The organism is Clostridium sp. Marseille-Q5894 (assembly GCF_946902305.1).
In the GTDB taxonomy this organism is placed as follows: Bacteria; Bacillota_I; Bacilli_A; order Erysipelotrichales; family Coprobacillaceae; genus Thomasclavelia.
In genome coordinates, this window is the sequence record NZ_CAMPPT010000002.1 from 48644 (window position 1) to 61893 (window position 13250).

Genomic DNA, 13250 nt, shown 5'->3' on the forward strand with positions numbered 1-13250 from the left:
TAATTATAATCTCTTTTTTTAGGATATGGAATAAAAAATCAAGAAAAAAAAGCAACAGCTTAAGCTATTGCCTAAAGATGGAACTGGGTCTCATTTAAACGTAAACTATATCCTTGCGGATGTTTGCATACTGGACAGACGGTAACCGCTTCGTTTCCTTCGTAAATAAAACCACAGTTTAAACACATCCATTTGATATTATTGTTTTCTTTGAATAATTTACCACTAGTTAATAAATCATGGTATCTTTTAAATCTTTCATGATGATAATTTTCAATTTCACTGATCATAAAAAAGGTTGTTGCAATTTCAATATAGCCTTCTTCTTTAGCTTCCTCACCAAATTGTTTATAGATCGATGTAGCTTCATCATATTCATGTCTAGCGGCTGCATCAAGTAAAGAAGCTAGATCTTCGTTTATATCAATAGGGTAATTGGCCATCATTGAAACATTTTCATCTTTAAAAACATCTTTTAAAAAATTGTAAAATATGACAGCGTGTTCTTTTTCCTGGTTGGCAGTAAAATAAAGCATATCCTGAAGTACAGGTAAACCACTTTTTCCTGCCACTTTAGCTGCTATTTCATAACGCATTCGAGCTTGACACTCACCCGCAAAGGCTCGAAGTAAATTTGTTTTTGTTTTTGCATCCATATAAATTACCTCCTTCTTTATTTTTAACAAAATGAAGAAAGCTTAAACAGAATATTAATATCAACGAAAAATAAAAAGCAATATCTATATCAATATTGCTCATCTAATTAAGTTTATCTTTATTCATACCTGTTAATTCCATATATTCATTTTTAACATTTTGTAGTAATTGCATAAAAGTCCAATTTACATTTGTTTGAGTAACAACAGCTTTTAAAGGAATAAAAGGAATATTAGCTTCTTTAAAGATTTGTAATAAGATATCGATTTGTTTATCTTCAAATCCCGCCATCACCATCATATCATCGGGAGGAATAACAGTTAAAGCTTCGGTTCCTCTTTCAAATCCTTCACCACCTAAGATATAACCAAGGGGACTCATTAGATCACTTGTTTTTACAATAATTACTTTTACATTTAATTTCTCTAAAATTGCAATAATTGCTTTACCTGCTTCACTTTTATCAATATTATATAATAATACAGTCTCTTGCATAAATTTGCCTCACTTTCACTCATTAGATTATCATAATTACAAAAATCAATCAACTAACATGCATGATATTTAGATATTATTAGTTCTTCGTAATACTAAAAGACTGGCTGTTTCATAATTTGAAAATTTGGTTTTTAGACTGTCTTTGGTGAATGAATATATAAATCGACGTTTTTATTGATGGCTGCAAGTCGTTATCTAATAACGAATAATAAAGTATATAACGTATATCCAGCTAAGCAAGCCGTGAAAAATAGCCCAGCCAACACTATGCCATGTTGTATAACTGATTACCATTGCTAAAGCACTACCAAAAGTAATTCCTGATGTGACTGTTTTTTTTACGACACCCGTCTTATTTTCTTCCATATTCTGACCTCTTAAATTTTATTGATTTCTTTATAGATAAGTATAACTACTTGTACTATTAAATACAAGTAATTATCTAGGATAGTTACAGCTTACGATCTAAGTCATAAAAAAACAAAAAAATATTGACGTAGCCTAAAAAAAAGTGTATGCTTATTAAGCAACAAATGATAGCAGCACATAGAGTTTTGAAACGAGCGTTTATAACTAATGTTTGTAAAGTAGCTGGCTGCAAAGTGAAATACTTAATATAAACACAATTCAAATAATCTATGCAATGTTATTGTTTTATGCAAATAAAACAATAAATGGAGGAAAACAAATGTCACGTTATACTGGACCACAATGGAAGATCTCTCGTCGTTTAGGATTTTCTACTTTAGAAACTGGAAAGGAATTAAGCAGAAGAGCTTATGCTCCTGGTCAACATGGTCAAAAAAGAAAAAAACAAACAGAATATGGATTACAATTAGCTGAAAAACAAAAAGTAAGACATATGTATGGAGTTAATGAAAAACAATTCCACAACACATTTAAACAAGCTGGTAAAATGAGCGGTATTCATGGTTATAACTTCCTTTGCTTACTAGAAAGAAGATTAGACAATGTTGTTTACAGATTAGGTTTTGCACCTACAAGAAGAGCTGCAAGACAGTTAGTAAACCATGGTCATTTCTTAGTAAATGGAGTTAAAACTGATATTCCATCTTATCGTGTTAAAGTTGGAGATGTTGTTGAAGTTAAAGAAAAATCTAAGAATTTAGCTGTTATTAAATCTGCTTTAGAAAACAGAGTACATACACCTGCTTTCGTTGAAGTTGATGAAGCTAAATTAAGTGGTAAATTTGCTCGTTTACCTGAAAGATCTGAATTGAATCAAGAAATCAATGAATCATTGATCGTTGAATATTATAACCGTATGGGTTAATCCGATAGGATTATGGTATATGCTATCTTTGCAGAGGGTAGCTATACCTTTTTTTATGCGATTTAATAAAAATATAATGTATTAGAGAAAATTATTTGATATAATATAAGTCAATATGGAGGTAATTATGACAGACAGTAGAATTTGTATAGCTTTGGATTTTCAAAATAAAGAAGAAGTAAAAGAATTTTTAGAAAAATTTAATGATGAAAAATTGTATGTAAAAGTGGGAATGGAATTGTTCTATGGTGAAGGTATCGAAATGATTAAAATGATCAAAGAAATGGGACATAACATTTTCTTAGATCTAAAATTACATGATATTCCTAATACTGTAAAAAGTGCGATGAAACAGCTGGCTAAATTAGATGTTGATATGGTCAATGTTCATGCTTCTGGTAGCAAAGCGATGATGAAAGCAGCACTTGAAGGATTAGAAGAAGGAAAAACGGGTGATAAAAGACCAGCATGTATTGCGGTTACATGTTTGACATCATTAGATCAAGATGTACTAGATAATGAATTATTGATTCATGAACCGTTAGAAGAAGTTGTTTTAAAATGGGCTCAAAACGCTAAAGAAGCAGGATTAGATGGCGTAGTTTGTTCACCGTTAGAATCTAAAATCATCCATGATAATCTCGGTGAAGAGTTTCTAACTGTTACGCCAGGGATCCGTCTAGTAGATGATAGTGTAAATGATCAAAAGCGGGTTACAACTCCAGCTATGGCACGAGAACTTACTTCAAGTTATATTGTAGTAGGAAGAACGATTACGGGATCTAATGATCCATATGCAACTTATAAAAAAGTGTATCAAGATTTTCAAGGGTAGAGGAGAAAGATGATGAAAGAATTAATTGCCAAAGATTTATTAGATATCAAAGCGGTTTTTTTGAGACCGAATGAACCATTTACATGGGCTAGTGGGATAAAATCCCCTATTTATTGTGATAATCGTTTGACTTTATCATATCCAAAGGTTCGTAAAGATATTGAAACAGGACTAGCAAAATTAATTAAAGAAAATTTTCCTGAAGCAGAATGTTTGATGGGAACAGCAACAGCAGGAATTGCTCATGCAGCATTAACAGCAGAAATCTTAGAGTTGCCAATGGGCTATGTTCGCGGTGGAGCTAAGAGCCATGGACGTAATAATCGTATTGAAGGTAAAGTAGAACCTGGTATGAAAGTCGTTGTTGTTGAAGATTTGATTTCAACAGGTGGAAGCTCTTTGGAATGTGTTGAGGCTTTAAAAGAAGCAGGATGTGAAGTTATTGGATTAGTCGCTATTTTTACGTATGGATTACCTAAAGCAACTGTTAATTTTGAAGCTGCTAATTGTAAATTTGTTACTTTGACTGATTATGATACATTGATTGGTGTAGCAAAAGAAAATGATTATATTAAAGAAGCAGATATTGAAAAGTTAAAAGCTTGGAAAAAAGATCCAAGTGATGAATCTTGGATGGTTAAATAAGAGACCTGATTTATATTAATGCAATGTTATCATTAAGGAGTTGTAACGAGATAAATGATTTTTAGATTATTTAGAAGCATTACAGCTTCTTTTTTGATTTTTAGTGGAGCACTTTATATTATTTTTTCAAGGAATTATTGGATAAAAAAAGGTCTTTTTATACAGTAAAGGCATCTTATTATAAATTGTTTTTTAGCTCAAATTATTGGTTTTTGTTCTATCGTTTTTAACTTCATTTTATGATATTTTCTTATATTGAATCTTGCTATTTCTAATTTACACCAGATTCGCTGCTTCTTATCTTGAGCAATGATAAGTCCAAATGTTCCTTTTGAATAGATACTTCTTTCTTTTAATGTTTTTATTACAATGACACATTCAAATATCATGATAACATCATATTCATATGTGTTTCTGTTGGAAAGATCAATATATTTTGTAAGATTGATGCTCTTAATTGTTCTTGGTTATTTTTAAGTGCATTAATGTCATAAAAAACTGTAAAATCTAGTAGTGATGTAGGCTGATATGAGTTATAATTTATTTTTACGTGTTAAATGTACGATTATTTCGTACATTTTTGTATTTTTGGAATTATCGGTCGTTACAGTCCTTTTTTATATGAGAATCCAGATATTATGCCAGTTGATGTAATCAGCATGGGGCTTACTGTAAGCAACGATCTGGGTAATAATATCACCATTTAATTGCAAGTTATTTTTTTTCATATATTCAAAAGCAGGATTTAAAGCATGAAAAGTGAGAAATTGTTTTGAACAGGAAGATATGCACATATATAGGCATTTTTGTGGAGGGTAATAATGAATATATTTTGTTTCGTGAATATCTAAAAAATGTGCATATTCTTCTTCAATACCAATGCCAAAATAAAAATCGGTATTATTATTTTTGATGTGCTCTTTTGTAAAAAGTGCTGTTGAAAATATAAAGGGAACATTTTGACAAAAATCTTTTAATTCTTTTTGTTCTTGTTTTGTTAAATCTATATGATAACACTTTTGACTGTCAATACGATAAATACCAGGACTCATTTGAATGGAAAATTGGTTGTTTTGACAATCGTTTAATAATTGACGATTTAATCTTAATTTTTTTAATAAATTCATTTGATATATAATATTTTTTTGAATGATTTCTTCTTGTCCTTTTAAAACATGATCAATTTGTTCAATGTTTTCTTTTTTTAACAAGGCGGCTGTTTCTTCAATATTTAGGCCAAAACCTAAATAACAGCGTGCGCGAATTAAAACATGCAAATCCCAGGCAGTATAATAGCGATAGCCGCTTTCTTCATTATGAAGTGGCTGAATAATATTTTTTCTTTCATAATAACGAATTGTTTCAGCTGTGACACCAAGTATCTTTGCAAGCTCACCAATTGTATATGTCGTATACATTTCTATCCCTCAACTTTCAAATAGTTTTAAAGTTATGAGGTTATTTTAGCATAATTTGTCATAAAAATCTTAAAAGTTGGATGAAAATAGACTATTGACTCTCAAATAATTTGAAAGTTTAAAATGTTCTTGTTAAAAAATTATCAAGTATAAAGGAGAAGGTTATGAAAGAAAAAAAAGTAGCGCTCATTACAGGTGGAGCAATGGGACAAGGGCGAGCTCATGCCTATATGTATGCAAAAAATGGTTTTGATGTTGTTTTAGCAGATATGCTAGAACCAGAGACAGAAGTGTTTCAAGAAACAATAGAAGAATGTCAAAAGTTAGGGGCAGATGTTTTAGCGATGTGTTGTGATATTACATCTACACCAGATATGGAAGTGTTGTTTGAAAAGGCTTGGGAAAGGTTCGAAAGATTAGATGTTGTGATTGCTAATGCCGGTATTATTAATTTTGGTTATACTTGGGAACTTACAGATCAACAAGTTGAAAAAGTAATGGATATTAATTTAATTGGAACATGGCGTACCAATAAATATGCTGCTAAATATATGTTGAAACAGGGATTTGGTAGAATTATTAATATTTCTTCTACATCAGGGTTATATGGAACACCTAAGCTTGCAACATATTGTATGTCAAAATGGGGAATTTTAGGTCTTACAAAGACACTTGCTAAAGAAGTAGGACCAAAAGGTATTATTGTTAATGCATTATGTCCAACCAAGGTGAAAACACCTATGTGTGAAACGATGGAATATGTTCAGTTTATTAATGATTTGACTGGTAAAGATTTTAAATCAGTTGAAGAAATGTACAATGGTGTACCATTTTTGGAAGTTGAAGATATTGCCAGTATGGTTTATTGGTTAGGAACAAGTCGTGAAGCAGGAAAATTTAATGGAAGAGAAGTTCCATTAGATTTAGGAACATTACAGTAGGGGGAATAAAGATGAATATTACAAAAGCAACACGATGGCGTGTTTTTGCTGGAGTATGGATTCAAAGTCTATTTACTTCAGCAACAGCATTCTTTAGTTTATTTTGCTTGCCATTATGTAATTTATTTGATTGGAGCACTTCTGATTTTTCAATAGCCTATACGATCTATATGTTTATTTATTGTGCAGTAGGATTTATTGGCGGTATTTTAGCAGAAAAATTACAGCCAAGAGTGGCAATTTACATTGGATTAATTTTCTTTGCGGGTGGTTGGATATTAACTGGATTTGCTAATACGATACCGTTTTTATACATTGCTTATGGTGTGATTGCTGGAGCAGGTGCAGGAATGATTTACCCTGCTTGTTTGCCGACTGCTTTGAAATGGTTTCCTGATAAAAGTGGTTCGATTTCAGGACTGGTTCAAGCTGGAGCAGCTTGTGGACCATTTATTATGTCACCAGTTGCACAAATGTTAATTGATCACTTTGGATCACAAAGTGCTTGTCAAATTCTAGGAGTTATTTTCTTGATTGGTGTAGGGGCAGTTGCCTGGATGATTGTTCCTTGTCCAGAAGGATGGCAGCCAGAAGGATGGCGTCCTTCACCAACACAAAGCCAGGAGTTACAAAGTCGAAATTATAATATTCCACAAATGATTAAAAAACCAGTTTTTTGGGTCTTATTAATTATGTTTATTTTTGCCAATGCGGCCGGAACAATGATGGTTTCAGCAACATCACCAATTGCACAAAATCAAATAGGTTTATCGGCAATGGATGCAGCTTTATGTGTTAGTTTGATGACTTTATTTAATATGTTTGGGCGTATTTCTTTTGGTTTTATTTATGATAAGCTCAAAGGATGGAATTCATTGATTTTAGTTTTACTGCTTAATGGTATCTCTATGTTACTGTTAACAATAGCTAAAAGTTATGTATATTTTATCATTTGTATAGCTTTAGTTGGATTCTCATTTGGTGGATTACTTGTTGTTTTTGCACCAATGGTGAAAATTATTTTTGGCTCAAAATATTATAATCGTAACTATGGTTTGATTTTTATAGGTTATGGTATTGGTGCCTTTATTGGACCTAAAATATCAGCGAGTTTTTACGATGCTACAGGTTCTTATATGATGGGATATTTAGGTTCGGCTATTTTAGCAGCTGCAGCAATTCTATTAGTCATTTTAGCTAAAAAGATGACAGAGAAAATGTCAGTTTATTCATAGATAAGTGGGGAAGATATGTTTCTTCTCCATTTTTATTGTTTAATAGTAAAAATTAATTATATAGTTTAATCATGTTAATAAAATAAAGAGATTAAAATCAATAGTTTAAATGAATAATTATAGTGATTGACTAATTTATGCGATATTTGGTGAAAAATATAGATATTTCAATTGCAATTTGGTTGTGCTATAATTATAATGCTATAGAAGTAGATGAAAATAATTCTGGAGGTGTACAATGCTAAAGAGTATTAGCTATGTTCTAAAAGAAAATTTTACTAACTTATTTAGAATATATTCGATTGCAAAATATGAGTTGTTATCAGATATGCGAGATTCTCGATTAGGGGTGTTTTGGAACTTTGCCAATCCTGCGATACAAATTATTACGTATTATTTTGTTTTTGGTGTTGTTATGGATCGTAGTGCTGTAGATGGGATTCCCTTTATTCAATGGATGTTAGCGGGAATGGTCGTTTGGTTTTTTATTAGTCCTTGTATTACTCAGGGTGCTAATGCGATTTTTTCTAAAATAAATGTAATTACGAAAATGAAGTTTCCAGTAAGTGTTTTACCAGCTACAGTTATTTTGAAAGAATTATTTAATCATGCGTGCATTATGTTATTGATGATTATTTTCTTTATGATTCAAGGAATATATCCTTCTATTCATTGGTTGGGAATAATCTATTATTGTTTTGCGGCATGTTGCTTTGGAGTAAGTTTATCAATGATAACTTCTGTTTTAAATATGATTGCAAGAGATACTCGGAAACTTATTCTAGCTTGTATGCGGCTTATTTTGTATTTGACACCTATTTTATGGCCGATAACACGGTTTAATAAACCAGAATTGTTGGATAGTTTGATTCGATTTGTCATGAAAGTAAATCCGATTTATTATATTGTTTGTGGGTATCGGGATTGTTTTTTATATCATTATGGGTTTATGCATTATTGGAAACAGATGCTTGTTTTTTGGGGCGTTACAGGAATTTTATTTATTATAGGATGTTGTATGATGTATAAGTTTAAGCATAAATTTATTGATATGATATAGGTGGTAATAATGGAAGATTATGCAATTAAATTTGAACATGTTTCAAAAATATATAAATTAAAAAAGAAAAATGATGGTAAAAATAAAAGTAATGAAACAAAGCGTTTTTATGCCCTAAAAGATATTAGTTTTGAAATACCCCAAGGAGAAGTAGTTGGGATATTGGGAACTAACGGTTCTGGTAAATCAACGCTCTCACTTATTTTGGCAGGAATTAGTGAAATTGATGAAGGAACAATGCATATTAATGGTGAACAGTCATTAGTAGCTATCAATACTGGCTTAAATAAACAGTTAACGGGATTGGAAAATATTAATGTTAAAGGGGCACTATTGGGCTTGTCTAAAAAGCAGATTCAAAATATTATTGATGGGGTCATCGAATTTGCAGAACTTGGTGATTTTTTATATCAACCGGTAAAAAAGTATTCTAGTGGAATGAAATCACGATTGGGGTTTTCGATTTCGTTGTATTTAAATCCTGATATTATAATCGTTGATGAGGCATTATCTGTAGGTGATAAAGGTTTTGCACAAAAGTGTCTTAAGAAAATGGATGAATTAAAAGATGAAGGCAAAACGATAATTTTCATCTCGCACTCTTTACCTCAGGTAAGAAAGTTTTGTCAAACAGCCATGTGGATCGAAGGCGGGATGTTGCAAGAATACGGAGATGTCGATGAAGTCTGCGACCATTATGGTGAATATGTTGATTATTATAATGGACTTTCTGGTAAAGAAAAGGCTAAAATCAGAGAGCATAAATTTGAAAAGAGAATTGTTAAAAATCCACAGATTGGTTTTTGGGAAAAAGTTTTTGATCGGATAAAAGGATAGGTGAAGATGATGAAGAAGGTTATTACATATGGAACATTTGATTTATTTCATGTTGGACATTTGAATCTTATTAAACGAGCTAAAGCGTTGGGAGATTATTTGATTGTGGCAGTAAGTTCAGATGCATTTAATGCGCAAAAGGGGAAAAAAGCATATCATAGTGATCAAGATCGTAAAACGATACTTGAAGCAATCAAATATGTTGATGAAGTCATTTTTGAAGAATCATGGGATCAAAAGATCAAGGATGTAAAAGAACATGATGTTGATATTTTTGTCATGGGCGATGATTGGAAAGGGAAATTTGATTTTTTAAAAGATTATTGTGAAGTAGTATATTTACCTCGTACAGAAGGTATCTCGACTACAAAAATTAAAGACGATCTACATAATTAAATGAAGTTAAGTATTATAATCCCTTATGATCGCTATAAAAATTATTTACATGATTGTTTAGAAAGTATTAGTCAACAAGAAATTACAGATTATGAGACTTTATTAGTTGTTAATGATGAAAGCGATGTTGATGAAGAGTTAAAAAAATACAATATAAATATGAAAATTATTGCAGCGGGTGCTGAATCTAATGTTGCTAAAAAAAGAAATCTAGGAATAAAACATGCAGCTGGTGAATATATTTATTTTATTGATTGTGATGATTATTTAATGCCGCATACATTATCGTTATTAATAAAAAAAGCAAAGCAGGATGATTTAGATCTAGTTGCGGGTATCCGTAAATTTACCTGGTTTAAAAAGAAAGTTTTTGAAACGATGGGTGATGAAAAAAATGATGAACTAAATTTAAAAGATAAAGATCATGATCGTGATGATAAATTTATCAATAAAGTTTATGATGAAAGTAATATTACTGAATATAAGACAGATATTTTGATTAGAACTCGTCATGCACTTAGAAATGTTTCAGTTTTGAATATTTTAATAAAAACAGAATTAATAAAAAACCATGACATTTTATTTAATGAAAAGTTTTTATATTATGCTGATGCTCCATTTGTGGTGCAGTTATTGAACTATGCAACAAGTTTTGCTCGAGTTGATGATGCAGTATTTGTTAAAAGAAAACATAACGATCCTATCAATGCTCCAGCGTTGTCACAAATCAAAGATCCTGATAATAAGTTTAATGAGTTTATTGAAGCTCATAATTATTGTACGATGCTAGTTGAACCAGATAGCTATATTCGTTATTATCTTGATGCTAAGATGGTTTCTTACTATACAAAGTTTTTTGCGAAAAAGATTCGTCGTGGTAAAGATGATGTTTGGCGTGATGAGCGTTTTAAAATGATGTCTGAAGTACTTAAAAATATTCGTCCTGAATTATTGAATAAGTCATCTCGTTATAGTCGTAAATTGATCAATGCAGCTATTAATAACGATATTGAGCGGGCAAAGAAATTAGTTAATATGCATTTAGCTAAATTGAAATTAAAAAAGATAATTAAAAACAAAAATGAAATGAACAAGTATTTGTATCGTTATCGTTATCTTAAAGAACCGCTTGAAGAAAATATGATCATGTTTGAGACTTTTATGGGGAAAAGTTATGCTGATTCGCCAAAATATATTTATGAATATTTAGCTAAAAATTATCCTGGTAAATATAAGTTTGTTTGGGTTTTAAATGATCCTAAAGAAAAGCCGCCTTATGGAGCTATCATCGTTAAAAGATTTACACGCAAATATGCCTATTATTTAGCAAAATCTAAATATTTCGTTTTTAATGTACGCCAGCCTTTATGGTTTAGAAAACGTGAAGAACAGATTTTTTTAGAAACCTGGCATGGCACACCGCTTAAGCGTTTAGCGTTTGATCAAGAAGAAGTAACAGCAGCATCACCAACATATAAAGCCCAGTTTTATCGTCAAAAGCAGGAATGGGATTATTTGATCGCTCCAAATAAATTTTCTAGTGATATTTTTAAAAGCTGTTTTATGTACGATGGCAAGATGTTGGAAACTGGATATCCAAGAAATGATTTGTTGTCATCACCTGATCGTGAGCAAACAGCTTTAAAATTAAAGAAAAAATTAGGAATTCCTTTAGATAAAAAAACGATTTTATATGCTCCGACCTGGCGCGATGATGAGTATTATGGTAATGGTAAGTATAAATTTAAGTTGAAACTGGATCTTGATTTATTGAAAAAAGAATTAGGGAATGAATATGTTGTGTTATTAAGAACTCATCATTATATTGCCGATGCTTTAGATATCACAGGGTTAGAAGATTTTGCTTTTAATTTAAGTAAATATGATGATATTACGGAAATATATTTGATCAGTGATATTTGCATTACTGATTATTCGAGTGTATTTTTTGACTTTGCTAATTTAAAAAGACCAATGTTGTTTTATACTTATGATCTAGATAAATATCGTGATGTTTTAAGAGGTTTTTATATTGATATGGAAACAGAATTACCAGGTCCTTTAGTTTATACAACAAGTGAAGTTGTTGATAAAATAAAAAATCTAGATAAACTAAATGAGCAGTATCAAGAGCGTTATGAACAGTTTTATCAAAGATTTTGTTCGTGGGAAGATGGTCAGGCAGCAAAACGAGTTGTTGAAGAAGTTTTTAAATAAGGGGAATACCCCTTATTTTTATAAGGAGGCTAGTGATGAAATTAATTAAGAAGTTTTTAGGAAAATTAATTAGATTTTTATATCGTATAGTTTATCGCTTTATTCCATGTCAAAAAGATACAATATTATTTATTTCTTTTCATGGTCGCGGTTATTCAGATAATCCGATGGCATTACATCAATATATAACGAATCATCATGAATATCAAAAATACCGTTGTATCTATGCAATCAAAAACCATAAACAAAAGAATTTAAAGATTGAAAATGCTAAGATCATTGAATATTTTAGTATTCCTTATTTCTTTTATTTAGCCCGTTGTAAATATTGGATCTCTAATTGTAAATTACCAAAATATGTATTAAAAAAACCAGATCAGATCTATTTACAAACCTGGCATGGAACCCCGCTTAAAAAATTGGCGCATGATATTGAAGTACCTGAAGGAACAACGTTTTATCGCAGCGGGATGTCAATTGAAGAAATGCGCTCAACTTATGATAATGATGTAAGTAAATATAATTATATGATTTCACCAAGTAGTTTTACTACCGAAGTGTTTCAAAGTGCTTTTGCCATCAATAAAGAACGCTTAATTGAAACTGGTTATCCGCGTAATGATATTTTATCTAATTATAATGTTTTAGATATTGACCAAATCAAGAGCAAATTGAATTTACCTAAAGATAAAAAAGTTATTTTATATGCTCCGACCTGGCGAGACAATTCATTTAATTTAAAAGGGTATACTTTTAAATTAGAAGTGGATTTTAAAAAATGGCAAGAAAATCTAGGTGATGAGTATGTTGTTGTTTTTAAACCGCATTATTTGATCGTTAATGATTTTGATTTAGATAGTGTTAAAGATTTTGTGTATTTTGTTGATCCTAAAGAGGATATCAGTAGTCTTTATTTGATTGCAGATATTTTGATTACAGATTATTCCAGTGTTTTTTTCGATTATGCAATCTTAAAAAGACCAATATATTTTTATATGTATGATTTGCAAAGTTATCGTGATGAATTGAGAGGTTTTTATCTTGATATTTATCAAGATCTGCCTGGTGAAATAATTGAAAATGAAAATTTATTATTAAATAAAATTAAACAAAATGACTATGATTATGATAAATTAGTAACTTTCAATCAAAGATTTAATAATCATGAAGATGGTAGTGCTAGTAAGCGTGTATTGGAAATATTGTTAAAGTAGGTG

15 protein-coding genes are annotated in these 13250 nt (G+C 30.6%); 10 read left to right on the top strand and 5 right to left on the bottom strand.

Annotation, left to right across the window (positions count from 1 at the left end):
- Positions 1 to 71: 71 nt before the first annotated feature.
- The 3 genes from rbr to OC535_RS02810 all read right to left on the bottom strand — a co-directional run bounded on the left by rbr (position 72) and on the right by OC535_RS02810 (position 1521).
- Entirely contained in the window at positions 72 to 656 is a 585-nt protein-coding gene (gene rbr / locus OC535_RS02800; RefSeq protein WP_227053607.1) for a rubrerythrin, read from the bottom strand.
- Positions 657 to 759: 103 nt separating this feature from the next.
- Entirely contained in the window at positions 760 to 1152 is a 393-nt protein-coding gene (locus OC535_RS02805; protein WP_024722096.1) for a DUF3783 domain-containing protein, read from the bottom strand.
- Positions 1153 to 1350: 198 nt separating this feature from the next.
- Complete coding sequence (locus OC535_RS02810) at positions 1351 to 1521, bottom strand: hypothetical protein (protein ID WP_164468311.1); 171 nt, start codon at positions 1519 to 1521, stop codon at positions 1351 to 1353.
- A 322-nt stretch (positions 1522 to 1843) separates the two neighbouring features.
- On the opposite strand from OC535_RS02810, the gene rpsD reads away from it, so the two are divergent.
- The 3 genes from rpsD (at position 1844) to pyrE (ending at position 3929) form a co-directional block, all read left to right on the top strand.
- Positions 1844 to 2449 carry a 30S ribosomal protein S4 gene (rpsD, locus tag OC535_RS02815; RefSeq protein WP_024722095.1) on the top strand — a complete coding sequence of 202 codons (606 nt, stop codon included), beginning with the start codon at positions 1844 to 1846 and terminating at the stop codon, positions 2447 to 2449.
- Between the two features lie 127 nt (positions 2450 to 2576).
- Positions 2577 to 3284, top strand: coding sequence for an orotidine-5'-phosphate decarboxylase (pyrF, locus tag OC535_RS02820; protein WP_027090655.1), 708 nt, complete (start codon positions 2577 to 2579; stop codon positions 3282 to 3284).
- A 12-nt stretch (positions 3285 to 3296) separates the two neighbouring features.
- On the top strand, positions 3297 to 3929 hold the full coding sequence (pyrE, locus tag OC535_RS02825; RefSeq protein ID WP_498823103.1) for an orotate phosphoribosyltransferase: 633 nt from the start codon (positions 3297 to 3299) through the stop codon (positions 3927 to 3929).
- A gap of 197 nt (positions 3930 to 4126) precedes the next feature.
- On the opposite strand, the gene OC535_RS02830 is transcribed toward pyrE, so the two are convergent.
- Together OC535_RS02830 and OC535_RS02835 are read right to left on the bottom strand one after the other, a co-directional pair.
- Positions 4127 to 4318: a hypothetical protein gene (locus tag OC535_RS02830; RefSeq protein ID WP_498823104.1), complete on the bottom strand. Its 192-nt coding sequence runs from the start codon at positions 4316 to 4318 to the stop codon at positions 4127 to 4129.
- Positions 4319 to 4546: 228 nt separating this feature from the next.
- A complete protein-coding gene (locus OC535_RS02835) occupies positions 4547 to 5347 on the bottom strand; it encodes a helix-turn-helix domain-containing protein (RefSeq protein ID WP_498823105.1) in 801 nt (266 codons plus the stop codon).
- A 164-nt stretch (positions 5348 to 5511) separates the two neighbouring features.
- On the opposite strand from OC535_RS02835, the gene OC535_RS02840 reads away from it, so the two are divergent.
- From OC535_RS02840 to OC535_RS02870, 7 genes are all read left to right on the top strand, one after another.
- Positions 5512 to 6288 carry an SDR family NAD(P)-dependent oxidoreductase gene (locus tag OC535_RS02840; protein ID WP_498823106.1) on the top strand — a complete coding sequence of 259 codons (777 nt, stop codon included), beginning with the start codon at positions 5512 to 5514 and terminating at the stop codon, positions 6286 to 6288.
- Between the two features lie 11 nt (positions 6289 to 6299).
- Positions 6300 to 7523, top strand: a complete 1224-nt coding sequence (locus OC535_RS02845; RefSeq protein WP_498823107.1) for an L-lactate MFS transporter — start codon at positions 6300 to 6302, stop codon at positions 7521 to 7523.
- A 238-nt stretch (positions 7524 to 7761) separates the two neighbouring features.
- Complete coding sequence (locus tag OC535_RS02850) at positions 7762 to 8583, top strand: ABC transporter permease (protein WP_024722090.1); 822 nt, start codon at positions 7762 to 7764, stop codon at positions 8581 to 8583.
- Between the two features lie 9 nt (positions 8584 to 8592).
- A complete protein-coding gene (locus OC535_RS02855) occupies positions 8593 to 9420 on the top strand; it encodes an ABC transporter ATP-binding protein (protein WP_034595686.1) in 828 nt (275 codons plus the stop codon).
- A 9-nt stretch (positions 9421 to 9429) separates the two neighbouring features.
- On the top strand, positions 9430 to 9816 hold the full coding sequence (tagD, locus tag OC535_RS02860; RefSeq protein WP_024722088.1) for a glycerol-3-phosphate cytidylyltransferase: 387 nt from the start codon (positions 9430 to 9432) through the stop codon (positions 9814 to 9816).
- Positions 9817 to 12033, top strand: a complete 2217-nt coding sequence (locus OC535_RS02865; RefSeq protein WP_498823108.1) for a bifunctional glycosyltransferase/CDP-glycerol:glycerophosphate glycerophosphotransferase — start codon at positions 9817 to 9819, stop codon at positions 12031 to 12033.
- A gap of 35 nt (positions 12034 to 12068) precedes the next feature.
- Complete coding sequence (locus OC535_RS02870; RefSeq protein ID WP_227053635.1) at positions 12069 to 13247, top strand: CDP-glycerol glycerophosphotransferase family protein; 1179 nt, start codon at positions 12069 to 12071, stop codon at positions 13245 to 13247.
- Positions 13248 to 13250: the final 3 nt, after the last annotated feature.